At 60.1% G+C, this 16773-nt stretch carries 16 protein-coding genes; 9 read left to right on the top strand and 7 right to left on the bottom strand.

Going from position 1 to position 16773, the window contains the following annotated elements; genetic code table 11:
• Positions 1-92 precede the first annotated feature (92 nt).
• Positions 93-593 (top strand): protein-export chaperone SecB, encoded by a 501-nt coding sequence (gene secB / locus ABID44_RS12105; RefSeq protein WP_354151960.1) that lies wholly within the window; start codon positions 93-95, stop codon positions 591-593.
• A gap of 114 nt (positions 594-707) precedes the next feature.
• On the opposite strand, the gene dnaQ is transcribed toward secB, so the two are convergent.
• Genes dnaQ through ABID44_RS12080 form a run of 5 tightly spaced genes read right to left on the bottom strand, consistent with a single transcriptional unit; the run spans position 708 to position 4306 of the window.
• Positions 708-1421 carry a DNA polymerase III subunit epsilon gene (dnaQ, locus tag ABID44_RS12100; protein WP_354151959.1) on the bottom strand — a complete coding sequence of 238 codons (714 nt, stop codon included), beginning with the start codon at positions 1419-1421 and terminating at the stop codon, positions 708-710.
• The gene (gene coaE, locus ABID44_RS12095; protein WP_354151958.1) at positions 1414-2016 is read right to left on the bottom strand and encodes a dephospho-CoA kinase; all 603 of its coding nucleotides are present in this window, start codon (positions 2014-2016) and stop codon (positions 1414-1416) included. The genes dnaQ and coaE overlap by 8 nt, the downstream gene beginning before the upstream one ends.
• On the bottom strand, positions 2013-2855 hold the full coding sequence (locus ABID44_RS12090) for a shikimate dehydrogenase (RefSeq protein ID WP_354151957.1): 843 nt from the start codon (positions 2853-2855) through the stop codon (positions 2013-2015). The genes coaE and ABID44_RS12090 overlap by 4 nt, the downstream gene beginning before the upstream one ends.
• Positions 2848-3447, bottom strand: coding sequence for a Maf-like protein (locus ABID44_RS12085; protein WP_354151956.1), 600 nt, complete (start codon positions 3445-3447; stop codon positions 2848-2850). Before ABID44_RS12085 ends, ABID44_RS12090 begins: the two co-directional genes overlap by 8 nt.
• Before the next feature lie 37 nt (positions 3448-3484).
• Positions 3485-4306 (bottom strand): pyruvate, water dikinase regulatory protein, encoded by an 822-nt coding sequence (locus ABID44_RS12080; protein WP_354151955.1) that lies wholly within the window; start codon positions 4304-4306, stop codon positions 3485-3487.
• 400 nt (positions 4307-4706) lie between these two features.
• Between ABID44_RS12080 and hemE the strand changes: the two genes are divergently transcribed.
• From hemE to rho, 3 genes are all read left to right on the top strand, one after another.
• Positions 4707-5738, top strand: coding sequence for a uroporphyrinogen decarboxylase (gene hemE / locus ABID44_RS12075; RefSeq protein ID WP_354151954.1), 1032 nt, complete (start codon positions 4707-4709; stop codon positions 5736-5738).
• Positions 5738-6268 (top strand): protoporphyrinogen oxidase HemJ, encoded by a 531-nt coding sequence (gene hemJ, locus ABID44_RS12070; RefSeq protein WP_354151953.1) that lies wholly within the window; start codon positions 5738-5740, stop codon positions 6266-6268. Before hemE ends, hemJ begins: the two co-directional genes overlap by 1 nt.
• 151 nt (positions 6269-6419) lie before the next feature.
• A complete protein-coding gene (rho, locus tag ABID44_RS12065) occupies positions 6420-7685 on the top strand; it encodes a transcription termination factor Rho (protein WP_354151952.1) in 1266 nt (421 codons plus the stop codon).
• Between the two features lie 43 nt (positions 7686-7728).
• Here the strand turns inward: rho and ABID44_RS12060 are convergent, their stop codons facing one another.
• A complete protein-coding gene (locus ABID44_RS12060) occupies positions 7729-9747 on the bottom strand; it encodes a thioredoxin domain-containing protein (RefSeq protein ID WP_354151951.1) in 2019 nt (672 codons plus the stop codon).
• Positions 9748-9807: 60 nt separating this feature from the next.
• Here ABID44_RS12060 and mnmE point away from each other — a divergent pair, with 60 nt between their 5' ends.
• The 5 genes from mnmE to ABID44_RS12035 all read left to right on the top strand — a co-directional run bounded on the left by mnmE (position 9808) and on the right by ABID44_RS12035 (position 15551).
• Positions 9808-11136, top strand: a complete 1329-nt coding sequence (gene mnmE, locus ABID44_RS12055; protein WP_354151950.1) for a tRNA uridine-5-carboxymethylaminomethyl(34) synthesis GTPase MnmE — start codon at positions 9808-9810, stop codon at positions 11134-11136.
• A gap of 147 nt (positions 11137-11283) precedes the next feature.
• A complete protein-coding gene (gene mnmG / locus ABID44_RS12050) occupies positions 11284-13158 on the top strand; it encodes a tRNA uridine-5-carboxymethylaminomethyl(34) synthesis enzyme MnmG (RefSeq protein WP_354152000.1) in 1875 nt (624 codons plus the stop codon).
• Entirely contained in the window at positions 13155-13784 is a 630-nt protein-coding gene (gene rsmG / locus ABID44_RS12045) for a 16S rRNA (guanine(527)-N(7))-methyltransferase RsmG (protein WP_354151949.1), read from the top strand. Before mnmG ends, rsmG begins: the two co-directional genes overlap by 4 nt.
• Before the next feature lie 39 nt (positions 13785-13823).
• Positions 13824-14624 carry a ParA family protein gene (locus ABID44_RS12040; protein WP_354151948.1) on the top strand — a complete coding sequence of 267 codons (801 nt, stop codon included), beginning with the start codon at positions 13824-13826 and terminating at the stop codon, positions 14622-14624.
• Between the two features lie 51 nt (positions 14625-14675).
• Entirely contained in the window at positions 14676-15551 is an 876-nt protein-coding gene (locus ABID44_RS12035; RefSeq protein WP_354151947.1) for a ParB/RepB/Spo0J family partition protein, read from the top strand.
• 71 nt (positions 15552-15622) lie between these two features.
• Here ABID44_RS12035 and holA read toward each other — a convergent pair whose 3' ends face one another.
• The gene (gene holA / locus ABID44_RS12030; protein ID WP_354151946.1) at positions 15623-16666 is read right to left on the bottom strand and encodes a DNA polymerase III subunit delta; all 1044 of its coding nucleotides are present in this window, start codon (positions 16664-16666) and stop codon (positions 15623-15625) included.
• Positions 16667-16773 lie beyond the last annotated feature (107 nt).

The raw sequence follows: 16773 nt of genomic DNA, 5'->3' as shown, positions 1-16773 counted from the left end.
CTGCCAAAAACTTGTCTTGGCAGGCCTGGCGTGATAGCCAACCCCGCGAAATCATCTCGGGGCCGGACGGTCCGAAAACAGGAACAGGGCTCATGGCCGACGACAATGAAAAGAAAGCCGGGAACGGCAATGGCAACGCAACCCAGCAGCAGCCCACGCTCAACGTGCTGGCGCAGTATGTGAAGGACCTGTCCTTCGAGAGCCCCGGCGCGCCGGATTCGCTGCGTGGCCGCGACAAGGCCCCGGGCATCGCCATCAACGTCAACGTCAACGCCAATCCGCTTTCGGAGAAGCAGTTCGACGTGAACCTGTCGCTGACGGCCAAGGCCACGGTCGACAAGGATGTGCTGTTCAACGTCGAACTCATCTATGGCGGCGTGTTCAACATCGATGGCTTCCCGCAGGAGCACATGCTGCCGATCCTGTTCATCGAATGCCCGCGCCTGCTGTTCCCCTTCGCGCGCCAGATCATCGCCGACGCCACCCGCAACGGCGGCTTCCCGCCGCTGATGCTCGACCCGATCGACTTCGCGCAGATGTTCCAGCAGAAGCTCGCCGAGGATCAGGCGGCGGCCAAGGTCCAGGTAAGCTGAGCCGCAGCCCGAATGACGATAAAAAAACCCGGCCTTTCGCCGGGTTTTTTGTGCCGTCTCGAATTCCTGTTATTCTAATAGAATCAATACGATAGGGTTATCTTTCCGGCTTCCTCAGGGCGCCGTGCGATCCGCAACCTGCAGCCAGACGGCTTTTTCACCCATCGAATCGACCAGCGCGTCATGCGCGGCGCGTTCGGCCTCGCTCAAGCGGGAGGGCAGGGGCGCCGGACGCGCCCCGACCCTGAGCTCAACCGTCTCGGTGCTGATCTGCTGGACACCGGTCACGACGACGGTGTCCAGCACGAGCGCCGCCTGCTTGCCGCCGATCAGCTCGATATAGACTTCGGCCAGCAATTCAGAGTCGAGCAGCGCCCCGTGCCTGGTGCGGTGGCTGTTGTCGACGCCATAGCGGCGGCACAGTGCATCGAGCGAATTGGGACCCATCGGATGCTTGCGCTTGGCCAGCGCCAGCGTGTCGACCACGAATTCCGAGCCCACCGGGGGGTGGCCGAGCCGGGCGAATTCGGCATTGATGAAATTCATGTCGAAGGTGGCGTTGTGGGCAACAAGCTTCGCGCCCTCCACAAACGCCATGAACTCTTCGGCGATCTCGGGAAAGGTCGGCTTGCCAGCCAGATCGTCGGCGCTGATGCCATGCACGGCCTGCGCCTCGGGATGAATCTGGCGTCCCTGCGGGTTGATATACTGGTGAAAGGTGCGGCCGGTCGGGAACCGGTTCACCAGTTCGACGCCGCCGATCTCGATGATGCGATCCTCGCGCGCATCGAGCCCCGTGGTTTCCGTATCGAAAATGATCTCACGCACCAGATGGCTCCTTGTTGCCAGACAATTCGGCGATGATCTCGCGGATATGTGCGCGGGTGACGTCGAAGCCCTGGCTTGTATCGATGATATAATCGGCCAACCTGCGCTTTTCATCATCGGGCATTTGCCTGGCGCTTATCGCCTCGAATTTTTCGGGCGTCATACCCGGTCGTCCCAGCACCCGCGCCCGCTGCACATCGGCCGGTGCGGAAACGACCACGATTTTTTCGACCCTATCGCGGCCTCCGGTTTCGAACAGCAGCGGAATGTCGAGCACCGCAAGTTTCGCGCCGGCTGCTCGCTGCCGGGCAAGGAATGCATCGGCATCGGCGCGCACCAGCGGATGGACGATCCCCTCCAGCTTCTTCATCGCCGCCGCATCGCCCAGCACCAGCTTGCCGAGCGCCGCGCGATCCACGACGCCATCGGCCGTGCTTCCCGGAAACGCCGCCTCGACCAGCGGGGCGGCGGCTCCGGCATAAAGGCGATGCACCGCTTCGTCGGAATCGTGCACCGGAACGCCTTCATCGCGGAACATGGCGGAGGCGGTGGATTTGCCCATGCCGATGGAGCCCGTGAGGCCGAGCACGATCATGCGCGAACTCCCAGATCGGCCATAACGAGATTTCGCAGCTCCGACGTCACGACCGGACGTTTCCCGAACCATCGCTCGAAGCCGGGAACCGCCTGATGCAGCAACATGCCCAGCCCGTCCACGCATTTCAGGCCGCGCCCGCGCGCAGCCGCCAGAAGCGGCGTCTCCAGAGGCACATAGACAATGTCGGTGACGATCGCCCCATCCGGCAACGCTGCCGGATCCGCCGGCAAGCCTTCGTTGCCGTGCATGCCGAGCGCGGTGGTGTTCACCAGCAGGCCGGTATCGGACAGCAATTCACCTGCAGCCTCCAGCCGATGGGCCGAAACACCATCGCCGAAGCGCTCGCGCAATTCATGCGCCCGTTCGAGCGTGCGATTGACGATGCGTATGTCGCGCACGCCGCGCTCCTTCAACGCATGGATGATGGCCCGCGCCGCGCCGCCGGCGCCAAGCACGACGACTGGCCCATTGCCGGCCCAGCCCGGCGCATATTCGTCGAGATTGGCCGCAAAGCCATGCGCATCCGTGTTGCCGCCCCATAGGCGGCCATCCTCGAACCACAGCGTGTTGACGGCGCCGATTTGCCCGGCTGCCGGATCGATCTTGTCGACAAGTTCGAACACGGCTTCCTTATGCGGAATGGTGACATTGCCGCCGCGAAAGCCGTTTTCCTGTAAATCCGCGATGAAGCCGGCCAGATCACCCGGTGCGACGTCAATCGCCTCGTAGCTGCCGGCCAGACCATAGGCCTTCAGCCAGTGACCGTGGATCTTTGGCGAACGCGAATGACCAATGGGATGGCCGATAACGAAGGCGTTTCTCACAATTTCAGCCATCGATGGCTCCCAGCCGGCGCAGTTCGGCAAGCAGCGGCATAAGCGGCAGGCCGACAATGGTGAAGTGGTCGCCTTCGACCTTCTCGAAAAGCTGGATACCTTCGCCCTCGATTTGATAGGCTCCGACGCTGGACAGAGCCCTGTCGCCCACCCGCGCCAGATGACGACCGATGAAGGCCGGTTCGAGCTGACGCATGGTGAGGCTGGCGATGCCGACATGTCGCCACAACACCGCGCCATCGCGCACCAGAACCGCGGCACTGTTCAACTGATGGGTCTTGCCCGACAGGGAGAGCAGCCGGCGGCGCGCGCCTTCCATATCGGCGGGCTTATGGAACACCTCGTCACCCAAGGACAGGGTCTGGTCGCAGCCCAGCACCAGAGCGCCCGGGCGTCTCTGGCTGACCTCGATAGCCTTAGCTTCCGCGAGGATCATCGCCACATCCTCCGGTGAAACACCGCTGTTCGCCAGCGGCGCTTCCACGGCGCGCTCATCGATTTCGGCAGGCACAGCCTCGATATCGAGACCCGCATCGACCAGCATCGCCTTACGGAACGAACTGCCGGAAGCAAGGATGAGTTTCTCGGCCATGGGACCCTCTGGCTTCTGTTGCGGCTGGAGTCAGCGATTACCGGCTCTTGTTGCGCAGGGCAAGAATGGCGGCGGCGGTCTCCTCGATCGATCGACGGCTGACATCGATCATCGGCCAGTTGTAGCGCGTGCAGATCTGGCGTGCATAGGCCAGTTCTTCCGTGATCGAGGCCCGGTCGACATAGTTGCCGCCTTCGAAGCCGCTTGTGTTGCCGAGCGTGCGATTCTGGCGGATTTGCGAGATACGCTCCGTCGTCGCCACCAGCCCCACGATCAGCGGTTTGGTCGCCCGGATCAGGCTTTCCGGCACCGGCACGCCCAGAACGATCGGAATATTGGCCGTCTTGATGCCGCGATTGGCCAGATAAATGCTGGTCGGCGTCTTGGACGTGCGCGAAATTCCAATCAGCACGATGTCGGCGTCGTCCATGTTGAGCGGCAATTGCCCGTCGTCATGCTCCATGGTGAAATTGAGCGCATCGATACGGCGGAAATAATCCGCGTCCAGCACATGCTGCGCGCCGACCCTGCGGCCGGCCGGCGTGCCCAGGTAGGACTGGAAGACAGTCAGCACCGGCTCCAGAACCGAAACGCACGGCAGGCCCATGGAAGCGCAGCGCTCGTCTATGAGGCGCGCCAGTTTCTGGTCGACGACCGTATAAAGGATGATGCCGGGCTCTTCCTCGATCTCCTCGAACACCTTCATCAGCTGCTTCTCGTTCCGGATCAGCGGATAGATGTGCTCGATGGCCCGCGCGTCCTTGTATTGCGCCGACGCCGCGCGGCCGGCAGCCAGCAGCGTTTCGCCGGTGGCGTCGGAAATCATATGCAGATGAAAGAAACTTTGCGGCTTGTTCACACTATACATCCGGCTCTGTGGGCGACTGTGGACAAGGCGCAGAGATTCCACGGCTGGCCGGGCGCGACTGTATCAGATGCCTGCTTGTCCACAATTCAGGCAGGCGTGCATTTCGTTTCGCGGCTGGGGACAAGATCGTGAACAGGCGGCAAAGCGACTCCTGGATCCACAGGCCGGAATTCCGGACCGATCTGGAATCTTTTTGATTCAGTTCGTGTTTCCGCCATTGTCCCCAGCATTCTACAGGCAGGACAATTTTAGTCGCGACAAAATGCTGGATGGCTTTCGAAGCCGCAAACGGGGAAAGATCGTAATCACCGATTCCAACAGACTCTAAGAATCAAAAGAATCTCTCATTTAGAGATTTATTTTTAGATTTGGGTCCTGAAAGCGAGACGCAATGAGCGCCGACCGGAAAATGATGCGGGTTCTGAAAGGTGAGGCGGTGTTCCCGCCGCCGCTATGGATGATGCGGCAGGCAGGCCGCTACCTGCCGGAATATCGCGAGAGCCGGAAGCAGGCGGGCTCCTTTCTCGATCTCTGCTACAGTCCCGACAGGGCCGTCGAAGTGACGCTGCAACCGATCGAGCGATTCGGTTTCGACGCCTCGATCCTGTTTTCCGACATTCTCGTCGTGCCCCATGCGCTTGGCCGCGACCTGAGGTTCGAGGAAGGCCGCGGTCCTTTGCTGACGCCGATCACACCCGGTGAAATCGATGCGCTCGACACGGAAGCGTTTCACGTGAATCTGGAACCCGTCTACGAGACGGTGCGGCGTCTGCGCGCGCAATTGCCGCATGAAACGACGCTGATCGGCTTCTGCGGCGCGCCCTGGACGGTCGCCACCTACATGATCGCCGGCCATGGCACGCCAGACCAGGCGCCAGCGCGGCTGTTCGCCTATCGCGAACCGGAGGCTTTCAGGAAATTGCTCGCCCTGCTGGCCGACCAGTCCGCAGCCTATCTGATCCGTCAGATCGAAGCGGGCGCGGATACGGTGCAGATTTTCGATTCCTGGTCGGGTGTGCTCGACGAAGCTTCTTTCGAGGCGTTCTGCGTGGAACCGGTGGCGCGTATCGTGCGCAAGGTTCATGAAGTTCACCCGGATGTGCCGGTCATCGGTTTTCCCAAGGGAGCGGGGACGCTCTATGGAACCTATCGCCAGAAGACCGGCGTGACTGCATTGGGGCTCGACTGGTCGGCGCCGCTGTCCCAGGCAATCGAATTGCAGAAGCAGGGAGCCGTGCAGGGTAATCTCGATCCGTTGCGGCTGGTCGCAGGCGGCAAGGCGCTGTCCGATGGCGTGGCGGCGATCCTCGACGCCCTGAAGGGCGGGCCGTTCATCTTCAACCTTGGGCACGGGATCGTTCCTGAAACGCCGATCGTCCATGTCGAGGCGATGGTGCGTCAGGTGCGCGGGGAAACCGGCTGATGACCAATGTTCAGGCGAGCAACCGCAACGCCGCCTTCCGGGCGCTGGTGGCGATTGTTATCCTCATCGCACTGGCGGCGGCGCTTTTTCTTGTCGCTTCCGAGGATGTTTACAACTGGATCAAGGCCTTCCACGTCATCGCCGTGATTTCGTGGATGGCTGGAATGCTCTATCTGCCGCGCCTGTTCGTCTATCATGCCGATGCGGAAAAGGGTTCGGTGCAGTCCGAAACTTTCAAGGTGATGGAACGTCGCCTGCTGCGGGCCATCATCAATCCGGCGATGACGGTGAGCTGGGTTCTCGGCTTGTGGCTTGCGTGGAAAGGGTTCGGCTTTCAGGGCGGCTGGCTGCACGCCAAGATCACCGCGGTGGTCCTGATGTCGGGCGTTCATGGATATCTTTCGGCCGCAGCGCGCAAGTTCGCCGAGGATCGTAATGAAAAAACGGCGAAGCACTGGCGAATCGTCAACGAAGTTCCTACCTTGCTGATGATCGCCATCGTCATTCTGGTGATCGTCAAGCCGTTCTGACGCACCCAAAAGCTGTCTTGCTCTTTGGCCAGTGTGGCGGTAAAAGGAAATCCCTCCTTTTCGCCTTGCGCCGTTCGTCTTTCCCATTCGACCGCGTCCGGCAATCCATCGCATTCGCCGATTCCCCGCCCAGCACATCCAGAGTCCCGCCATGCAGGAAATGAAACTCGCAGAGTTCAAGAACAAGAAGCCGCCAGAGCTGATCGCCTACGCCGAATCGCTCGAGGTCGAGAACGCCAGCGTCATGCGCAAGCAGGAGCTGATGTTCGCCATCCTCAAGAAACTGGCGGCGCAGGACATCGAAATCATCGGCGATGGCGTCGTTGAAGTGCTGCAGGACGGCTTTGGCTTCCTGCGCTCGGCCAACGCCAACTATCTGCCGGGTCCGGACGATATCTACATTTCGCCCTCGCAAATTCGCCGCTTTTCACTCAAGACCGGCGACACCGTCGAGGGACCGATCCGCAGCCCCAAGGAAGGCGAGCGTTATTTCGCCTTGCTGAAGGTCAACACGATCAATTTCGACGATCCGGAAAAGATCCGACACAAGATCCACTTCGACAATCTGACGCCGCTCTATCCGAACGAGCGGCTGAAGATGGAGGTCGACAATCCGACGACCAAGGATATCTCGCCACGCGTGATCGATCTGGTGGCGCCGCTTGGCAAGGGCCAGCGCGGACTGATCGTGGCGCCGCCGCGCACCGGCAAGACCGTGCTGCTGCAAAACATCGCCCATTCGATCACCACCAACCATCCCGAATGCTATCTGATCGTGCTGCTGATCGACGAGCGGCCCGAGGAAGTGACCGACATGCAGCGCTCGGTGAAGGGCGAAGTCGTGTCCTCGACCTTTGACGAGCCGGCTGCCCGCCATGTGCAGGTCGCTGAAATGGTCATCGAGAAGGCCAAGCGCCTGGTCGAGCACGGGCGCGATGTCGTCATCCTGCTTGATTCGATCACCCGCCTGGGCCGCGCCTACAACACTGTCGTGCCGTCCTCGGGCAAGGTGCTGACAGGCGGCGTGGACGCCAACGCATTGCAGCGTCCGAAACGCTTTTTCGGCGCGGCGCGCAACATCGAGGAAGGCGGATCGCTCACCATCATCGCGACCGCGCTGATCGATACCGGCAGCCGCATGGACGAAGTGATCTTCGAAGAGTTCAAGGGAACGGGCAACTCGGAAATCGTGCTGGACCGCAAGGTGGCCGACAAGCGCATCTTCCCGGCGATGGACATTCTCAAGTCCGGCACCCGCAAGGAAGACCTGCTGGTGGCGCGTCAGGATTTGCAGAAGATCTTCGTGCTGCGCCGCATTCTCGCGCCGATGGGTACGACCGATGCGATCGAATTCCTTATCGACAAGCTCAAGCAGACCAAGACCAATTCGGACTTCTTCGATTCGATGAATACCTGATTCCCGATAGGATTGGATCGGTACTGTTATCTGAAGGCGGGACCTAAGATCTCGCCTTCAGTGCTTTTTGAAGCATGGCGGGATCCGTGATCACTGGAAGACAGGTCTGCCCGGTGCAAAGATAGGCGCCCGGTTTGTCGGTCGAAGGCGTCAAGCCTCCCGGGAGGCTGACGCTCGCTGTGTCACCGATCGTCGTAACAAGGTCGATTCGACGCGGATCCGGGCATCGATTCGCTACCGGAACGTATTTGGGATTTTCAGGCTCTTCGATCAGGACCAATTTGTGCGGTTGGCGGGCCAGTTCACACGCGCTGAAGATGCCAATCTGTCCGTAGCTTTGCCGGCTGGCCCGACCCGCAGCATGTTCGGCGACGCGCCAGGTTTTCTCCTGGATATCCGTATCGCCGGTCACAGAAGCCAGACGTGTGAGCGCTTCGATGATCTGGCTTGTTGCGGAAGGGATGGCTTCATCGACATCGCCCCGGATGCGCATAGGCACATCATTGTTATCCGACGCGGTAAGATAGTAACCGGTTCCGGTTTCGTCGCCATGCCACCGATCGAGTTGCTCGATGAAGCGCCGGCCATGAGCGATGAAAATGGTTTCTCCGGTCGCCTCGAAAAGTGAAATCGCAGCGTTTGTCATGGCGGCGTAGTCGCTCGACAGGGCAGGGAACTGGGCTTTGTCGCCCAGTGTGGAATGCGGCAGGCGGCCTTCCCTGGCGGTATCGATGATATGCCGGAAGGCCATGCGCGCAGTCTCCACCCACTCCGGCCGCTCGAATGAGCGGCCACATTCGGCGAGAGCTGCAATCGCCAGCCCGTTCCAGTCGGTCAGAACCTTGTCGTCGCGGGTTGGGCGGGTGCGCTTTTCCCTCGCTTCCAGCAATCTCTGTTTGGGCGCTTTCAGGCTGTCTGAACAGATAGCGGACTTCAATGCCTGTTCATGCGTCTGGAACAGGATCGGCTTGCCTTCCCACGATTGCGGTTTCGCAAGGGAATGATGAGTGAAGAAGAGCGAGGAATCCTTTTCCAGAACGTCCTCGATTTCCTGCCTGTCCCAAACGTAAAAAAGCCCTTCCTCCCCCTCGCTATCGGCATTGAGGCTGGAGGCGAACGCGCCGCCATCCGCCTTCATTTCACGCAACAGGAAATCAACGGTTTCCTCGATTCGGATACGGAACAATTCCGGGCCGCCGTCGGCAAAGGCCCAGTTGGCCAGCCGCAGCAGTTGCGCATTGTCGTAAAGCATCTTCTCGAAATGCGGCACCAGCCATTGTGCGTCCGTGGAATAGCGCGCCAGTCCGCCGCCAATATGATCGTAGACGCCGCCGGCCAGCATATGTTCCAGACTGACGATAACGGCCGATCGATGTGCGACATCGCCGGTGTTGAGATAGGACAGCCACAATGCGTGCATGAAGGGTGCGTTCGGGAATTTCGGCGCGCCCTTCAAGCCTCCGGCTTCGCCATCTATCATGGCATGGATGCTCTCCGCGATATGGGGAAGGGTCTCCGCACGCAGAGCGCCTTTCTCATGGGATGGGCCAAGCCTGGCGCGGATATGGCCGCTTAGCGTATCGGCGCTGCGCAGTATGTCGGTTCGCTTGTTTCGCCATGCGCCGGATACTGCTTCGAGCACCTCCATAAAGCCGTGCCGACCAAAACGGGCGCGGGGCGGGAAGTAGGTGCCGCCCCAGAAGGGCTTTGCATCGGGCGTCAGAAACATGGTCAACGGCCAGCCGCCCTGATCGTTCATGGCCGTCAGGGCGGCCATGTAGATCTGATCTATATCGGGCCGTTCTTCGCGATCCACCTTGATATTGACGAACAGACGGTTCATGACCGCCGCTATCTCACTGTCCTCGAAGCTTTCATGGGCCATGACATGGCACCAATGGCACGCAGCATAGCCAATCGAGAGCAGAACAGGGCGGTCGAGGTCCCGGGCTTCCTGCAGTGCGGAAGAGGACCAGGGCCGCCAGTGCACGGGGTTGGCGGCGTGCTGCTGCAGATAGGGGCTGGCTTGATCGGCAAGCAGGTTGCGAGGCGGTAAGCTCATATGGCCGCCCTTGGCTGAGAAAGACGTTCAACTGGTAGATGGGTTTGCGGCGTGGAGCAAATGATATTCGGTGAAACCATCGTCGCGCTGTCGAGCGGACGTCTTCCCGCCGGCGTTGCGGTCATCAGGGTTTCGGGGCCAAATACTCGATTCGTTCTCGAAACGATCTGTGGTGAAGCACCATTGGCGCGTCGGGCTGCGCTCCGGACCCTGTATTCCTATCCCGACAAGGCGATACTGGACCGGGGATTGACGATATATTTCCCCGCGCCGCACAGCTTTACCGGGGAGGACGTCGCCGAGTTCCAGATACATGGCGGCCGGGCTGTGGTGGAAGCTTTGATGACCGCTCTCACGGCTATGCCGGGGGTGCGCCATGCCGAAGCCGGAGAGTTCACCCGCCGCGCTTTCATGAACGGGAAGCTGGATCTTGTACAAACCGAGGCTTTGGCGGATCTGATCAATGCGGACACAGAGGCCCAAAGGCGATTTGCGCAACGCAACGCCGACGGCGCCCAGAGCGCTCTCTATACGGGTTGGCGGCAGCGCCTCATTCATGCCCGTGCGATGATCGAAGCCGAAATCGATTTCGCCGACGAAAGCGACGTTCCCGGCTCTCTCGCGGATACAGTATGGGCCGATATGGAAAACCTTGCAGAAGATGTGAGCACACACATCAAGGGCTTTGCTGCCGCTGAAATTATCCAGGATGGCTTCAAGGTGGTGATACTGGGCGCGCCGAATGCGGGCAAATCAAGCCTGTTCAATGCGCTTGCGCGACGTGACGTCGCGATCGTCACTGACGAACCAGGGACGACCCGTGACCTTCTGGATGTGACGCTGGACCTTGGCGGACTGAAGATCGTGATCACCGATACCGCGGGCTTGCGGGAAAATGCCGGAACGATCGAGGCGATAGGCATTGAGAAAGCGAGAGAGAGAAGCCGGCAAGCCGACCTTGTGCTGGCTCTTGAAGACATGTCCGCTCCACAACCCGTGGAAACCGACTGGCTCAAATCCGATAGTATCAAGGTGGGAACGAAGCTCGATCTGGACTGCGACCCCGATCAGCAGGGGGAGACCTATGATCTCACCATTTCATCTCTGACGGGCGAGGGCGTAGCGGGGCTTCTCGCAGCCATACGGCGGCGCGCGGAACAAAGCCTGTCCTTGGTGGGCGACGTTCTGCCAACAAGATTGCGACATGTGGAATTATTGAGTGACACACTTCGCCATCTGAGGAAGGCCAGGAGCGGCTTTGGGCAACCTCTCGAACTCAGAGCGGAAGAGCTTCGGCTGGCCGCGGACGCTCTCGGGCGCATTACCGGTGCGATCGATGTGGAAGATCTGCTGGACGTCATCTTTTCGCAGTTTTGTATTGGCAAGTGACTCACGTGAAACACTGTGACAAAAGCTGACTCACGTGAAACACGCCCGCCCGATAACGAGCCGTTCGTTTCACGTGAAACAATGGCAAACACCATTGACACGGCGTCAGCGCATGAACATCTGTCTCTAACGAACAGAGAAATCGAAATGAAGTCCAGTTACGACGTAATCGTGGTCGGTGGTGGGCATGCCGGATGTGAAGCTGCAAGCGCTTCGGCGCGCGCCGGCGCAGCCACGGCGCTGATAACCCTACGCGCCGATACGATCGGCGTGATGTCCTGCAATCCGGCCATTGGCGGGCTTGGCAAAGGCCAGCTTGTCCGGGAGGTCGATGCTCTCGATGGCTTGATGGGCCGAATGGCCGATGAGGCCGGCATCCAGTTCCGTATGCTCAATCGGCGCAAAGGGCCTGCGGTACGAGGCCCCCGGACGCAAGCGGACCGCAAGCTTTACAGGCTGGCCGTTCAGGCCGCGTTACGCCAGCAGGCGGATCTCGATGTTCTCGAAGGCGAGGTTCATGATCTTGAAATATCTGAGGGCAGAATAGCCTCGATTGTTCTGGCGGATGGCCGGAAGTTACAGTGCGGCTCGGTAGTTCTCACCACCGGAACGTTTCTGCGCGGACTCATCCATATCGGGGATCGAAAGATCATTGCCGGCCGCATGAATGAGCAGGCAACCACCGGGCTCTCGGCAACCATGACCCGCGCGGGGTTCAGGCTTGGTCGCCTGAAGACCGGAACACCTCCGCGTCTCGATGGAAGAACCATCGATTGGAACTCGCTGGATCTGCAATCCGCAGATGACGACCCCGTGCCGTTCTCCACGATGACGGAGAGCATCACAGTTCCCCAGATCAAATGCGGCATAACGCGAACCACATCCGCCACGCACGAACTTATTCGGGCCAATCTTGAACGTTCGGCCATGTATTCGGGCTCGATCGAGGGTATCGGTCCGCGCTATTGCCCTTCCATCGAGGACAAGATCGTCAAGTTCGGCGACCGTGATACGCACCAGATATTCCTGGAGCCGGAAGGTCTGGACGATCACACCGTCTACCCGAACGGTATCTCGACGTCGCTACCGGAAGACGTTCAGCTTGATATCCTCAAGACCATACCGGGGCTGGAGAAGGCCGACATGCTGCAGCCCGGCTACGCCATTGAATATGATCATATCGATCCGCGAGAGCTTGACGCCACACTTGAGACAAAGCGGGTAAAGGGCTTGTTTCTGGCGGGGCAGATCAATGGCACCACGGGTTATGAGGAAGCCGCCGGTCAGGGCTTGCTGGCGGGGATCAATGCTGCGCATTGCGCTTCGGGTTCCGAGCTGATCACCATAAGCCGGACGGAGGCGTATATAGGCGTGATGGTGGACGACCTGATCCACAGAGGCGTGACCGAGCCGTATCGAATGTTCACCTCGAGAGCGGAGTTCCGCCTGTCGCTGCGTGCTGACAACGCAGACGAACGGTTGACACCTTTGGCCGTCCATCTGGGTATCGCCTCGCGTGAACGAGCATCTCATTTTGAACGGTCCCGCAAGGCGCTGGACCGGGCTCGGGATCTGGCGCGATCAATTGAACTCACTCCGCGCGAAGCTTCTCGCCTTGGATTGGTGATCAATCAGGATGGCGTACGTCGCACGGCCTATGAACTGCTCAGCTATGAGAGCGTCGATGTTAGATGGTTGGCCAGGCTTGATCCGGCCTTCGACGCGATCGGCAGGAAAACGGCTGAAGCTCTGGAGATCGAGGCAAAATACGCCGTCTATATGGAGAGGCAGAAGGCGGATGTCGCGCGGATACAGGCTGAGGAATCCCGGATGATCCCGCGTGATATGGACTTTGGCAATGTTCCGGGTCTGTCGAATGAGCTGAAGCAAAAAATGAAGCTGAGGCAACCGCGTTCGATCGCCGAAGCGAACCGTATCGAAGGCATGACCCCGGCGGCTTTGGCGATCATCGTCGCTCACATCCGAAATTACGAAACCACCCTGCGGAAGGGCGCGGCATGAGCGACAAGCGGTTTGTGGCGCTGCAAACGGCTGCTGGCCCCGTTTCACGTGAAACGTTTGAAGCCCTGTTGCTATTTGAAGGCCAATTCCTGAAATGGAATCAGCGGATCAATCTCGCTGCAAATTCCACATTGTCGGATGTCTGGGGCAGGCATATCGTGGACAGCGCCCAACTTGCCGCTTTGGCGCCGGCTGCGACAAGGTGGCTGGATCTCGGGTCGGGAGGCGGTTTCCCGGGTATCGTTCTGGCATTTCTGATGCGGGATCGTGGTGGCGCCATCGATCTCGTTGAAAGCAACCGCAAGAAGGCGGGCTTTCTGCAGGCGATGACCGGCGAGTTCGATCTTCCTGCTCGTGTCATCGCCCGGCGGATCGAAGACGCGCCGGCGTTTGTGGACAAGCCGCAAGTGGTGACCGCGCGCGCGCTGGCGGCTTTGCCCTTACTCCTCGAATTGGCGTCTCCGTGGTTGCTGGGAGGAGCCTTGGCGCTCTTCCATAAAGGCCGGGATTACCGGGCCGAGATTGAAGAAAGCAGTCAACGTTGGTCATTCGATCTGGTAGAACATAAAAGCTCGACGGATTCCGAAGGAGTCGTACTCGAGATCAGTGGTTTAAGCGTCAGATAAACGCATACGTCTATCGGAATGAAATTCCGGCAGGAAAGCATGATCAGCAGCAAACCCCGTATCATAACCGTGGCGAATCAGAAGGGCGGTGTCGGCAAGACGACAACGGCCATCAATCTCGCCACCGCGTTGGCGGCTATCGGCGAAAAGGTTCTCATCGTCGATCTGGATCCGCAGGGAAATGCCAGCACCGGGCTCGGCGTTGACCGCAAGGACCGTCCTGTTTCGTCCTATGACGTTCTGACCGGGGAAGCGACCATCGAGGAGGCCTCCGTCCAGACGGCGGTGCCGGGGCTGGCGATCGTGCCGTCCACTCTGGACCTGCTTGGCGTCGAGATGGAAATCGCGTCCGCTCCGGACAGGGTTCTGCGATTGCGGAATGCTCTTCGTGCAACATCGGAGCGCGCCAATCCGTTCACCTACGTTCTTATCGATTGTCCGCCGTCGCTGAATCTTCTGACGCTCAATTCCATGGCTGCTGCGGATTCGGTTCTGGTTCCTTTGCAATGCGAGTTTTTCGCGCTGGAAGGTCTCAGTCAGTTGCTTGAGACGGTTCAGCAGGTGCGGGGCTCGATCAATCCGCAACTTGAGATCCAGGGCATCGTGCTGACCATGTTCGATGGTCGGAACAACCTGGCCAATCAGGTGGTGCAGGATGTGCGCGCGCATATGGGTGAGAAGGTGTATGAGACCGTCATTCCGCGGAATGTCCGCGTCTCTGAAGCTCCGTCCTATGGCAAGCCGGCCATATTGTATGATCTGAAATGCTCCGGTAGCCAGGCGTATCTGCAGCTCGCTTCGGAAGTCATACGGCGTGAGCGCAGGTTGCGAGCAGCATGAAATCCAGCAAATCGATAGATTGATTCGGTAATGAAACGGTTTTGGTGAACGATGAGCGAAGATCCTTCAAGAAAGCGGCTGGGGCGGGGATTGGCGGCTCTGATCGGTGAAATCGACCGGCCGGTGGAGCCGGAAAAGCCGGTGACCACAGCCGACGGCAAGGTTCCGATCGAGTTCGTCGCTCCCAATCCGCGCAACCCGCGCCGATATTTCGGCGAGTCTGAACTGACGGATCTTGCGCAGTCCATTCGCGAACATGGCATCGTCCAGCCGGTTGTGGTGCGCCCTGCCGCCGAGCAGCAGGGACGATACGAGATCATTGCGGGCGAACGCCGCTGGCGCGCCGCCCAGCGGGCCGGACTGGTCGAGATTCCGGTGATCGTGCGCGAGGTCAGCGATCGCACCGCGCTTGAACTGGCCATCATCGAAAACGTGCAGCGCGCCGATCTCAATCCGATCGAAGAAGCGTTGGGATATGAGCAACTCATCGAGGAACACAGCTACAGCCAGGCCGATCTGGGGCAGGTGATCGGCAAGAGCCGCAGTCATGTCGCCAATACGCTGCGCCTGCTGAAGCTGCCCGACGTGATCCGCGATCTTGTGGTCGACGGTTCTTTGTCCGCCGGCCATGCGCGAACCCTTGTCACGGTCGAAGACCCCGTGGGATTGGCCAGGCGCATCATCGATGAAGGGCTGTCGGTGCGTCAGGCGGAAGCGCTGGCGCAAGCGCCGGAAGCGCCCGTTCGCGAAAGCCGCTCTTCGGCCTCTGCTGAAAAGGACGCCGATACGCTTGCGCTGGAAAAGCTGCTTGGCGACACGATCGGCATGAAGGTCACGATCGCCCACAAGGAGCGGGGCGGTGAACTGCGCGTGGCCTACAAGACGCTCGACCAGCTCGATGAACTGTGCCGCAAGCTGAAGCTCTAGATTTCGACAATCAGGCCCGCAACGCAGCGGGCCTTTTTCTTATCTAATTGTATTATCATTGCTTTTTTAAATCACTGCCGCGAAAGGCGCGCGCTTTCCACAGCGATTCCGAGCAGGGCCTGCCTGACCAGCGCTGAAGCGAGTTCGGGACGGCGACGCGATTGCAGGACAGCATTCTGAAGCCGGGCCAATGCGCGTTCGATGGATTGCCGGCGCCAGCGCTCCAGTGTGCGTTCGATGAGTTTTCGCCGTGAGAAGAAAACGGGCGGCCGAGCGCCGGCCACGACCGAAGCGGCGTTGCGGCCACCTTCCTCCATTGCACCGCGCATGGCGTGGAGCGCATGAAACTGGCGCATTGCGCCGGACAGCGCCAGAAACGGCTGACCCCCGGCCTGACAATGACGCGCGAAAGCCATGTCGAAATCGCCGATGCGTCCGTCGAGGAGAGCGTCCACGGCATCATCGAGAGATTGCCCCGACACGTCACCGGTCATCATCCTGACGTCTTCCAGAGAGATTTCCGACTGACCTTGCGCGTAGAGCGTAAGCTTCTGCAATTCCGCGCGGGTGGCGAGACGATCGCCACCGAGATTACGGCGCAGCGCCTGTCTTGCCTCCAGCGCCATGGTCAGGCCCGCCTTGCGCAACTCGTCGTCGATGACGGCCTCGATGTCGCGGCTGTCGTCCGCATAGCAGGGCAGAGCCATGGCGCCTTGCGCCGTCTCGACAACCGTGCGGAGCGCCGCGCCTTTCTTCAGGTCGCCCGCCTCGATGAGTATGGTCGCGTCACGGAGCGGGGTGGCAAGCAGAGCTTTCACCTCGTCGGCGAGCCCCTTCTGGCCGGCGGCGTTGCGAACCCACAGAAGGCGGCGATCGGTGAACATCGGCACGGTGTGCGCTTCCTGGGACAACCGCCCCTCGCCCTTTTCAACTTCCGAACCATCCAGTTTCACGACGCTGAACGGGTCGTCCAGCGGCAGGCCGGTGCGTTCAGCATAAGCCTTGCCACGTTCCGCTACGAGCCCACGGTCAGGGCCGTAGAGCAGAACGAGGAAAGTTCCCGGATCCGGCCTCGCCAGCCAGGAATCGACTTCATGTGCTTTCTTCTGTGCCATGCGGTCTTTTAGCACGCCGTGGGTAAGTAGGAACCGGTCCCGAACGACGAAGTGTGCAAATGCCGCCCCGGTTCGCCCCAGGCGGTGTTTCAAATCCCTGGCGCAGG

It is taken from the genome of Aquamicrobium ahrensii (genome assembly GCF_040545755.1).
GTDB classification, from domain to species: Bacteria; Pseudomonadota; Alphaproteobacteria; order Rhizobiales; family Rhizobiaceae; genus Mesorhizobium; species Mesorhizobium ahrensii.
The sequence above is the reverse complement of the archived record's forward strand: the minus strand, read 5'-3'. Positions and strand labels throughout refer to the sequence as shown.

Excerpts from the sequence above, each read along its gene's own strand:
- ABID44_RS12035 (WP_354151947.1), top strand. The coding sequence starts at position 14,676 with ATGAGCGAAGATCCTTCAAGAAAGCGGCTGGGGCGGGGATTGGCGGCT.
- secB (WP_354151960.1), top strand. The coding sequence starts at position 93 with ATGGCCGACGACAATGAAAAGAAAGCCGGGAACGGCAATGGCAACGCA.
- mnmG (WP_354152000.1), top strand. The coding sequence starts at position 11,284 with ATGAAGTCCAGTTACGACGTAATCGTGGTCGGTGGTGGGCATGCCGGA.
- holA (WP_354151946.1), bottom strand. The coding sequence starts at position 16,666 with ATGGCACAGAAGAAAGCACATGAAGTCGATTCCTGGCTGGCGAGGCCG.
- ABID44_RS12040 (WP_354151948.1), top strand. The coding sequence starts at position 13,824 with ATGATCAGCAGCAAACCCCGTATCATAACCGTGGCGAATCAGAAGGGC.
- mnmE (WP_354151950.1), top strand. The coding sequence starts at position 9,808 with ATGATATTCGGTGAAACCATCGTCGCGCTGTCGAGCGGACGTCTTCCC.
- ABID44_RS12060 (WP_354151951.1), bottom strand. The coding sequence starts at position 9,747 with ATGAGCTTACCGCCTCGCAACCTGCTTGCCGATCAAGCCAGCCCCTAT.
- hemJ (WP_354151953.1), top strand. The coding sequence starts at position 5,738 with ATGACCAATGTTCAGGCGAGCAACCGCAACGCCGCCTTCCGGGCGCTG.
- coaE (WP_354151958.1), bottom strand. The coding sequence starts at position 2,016 with ATGATCGTGCTCGGCCTCACGGGCTCCATCGGCATGGGCAAATCCACC.
- ABID44_RS12085 (WP_354151956.1), bottom strand. The coding sequence starts at position 3,447 with ATGGCCGAGAAACTCATCCTTGCTTCCGGCAGTTCGTTCCGTAAGGCG.
- rho (WP_354151952.1), top strand. The coding sequence starts at position 6,420 with ATGCAGGAAATGAAACTCGCAGAGTTCAAGAACAAGAAGCCGCCAGAG.
- hemE (WP_354151954.1), top strand. The coding sequence starts at position 4,707 with ATGAGCGCCGACCGGAAAATGATGCGGGTTCTGAAAGGTGAGGCGGTG.
- ABID44_RS12090 (WP_354151957.1), bottom strand. The coding sequence starts at position 2,855 with ATGGCTGAAATTGTGAGAAACGCCTTCGTTATCGGCCATCCCATTGGT.
- rsmG (WP_354151949.1), top strand. The coding sequence starts at position 13,155 with ATGAGCGACAAGCGGTTTGTGGCGCTGCAAACGGCTGCTGGCCCCGTT.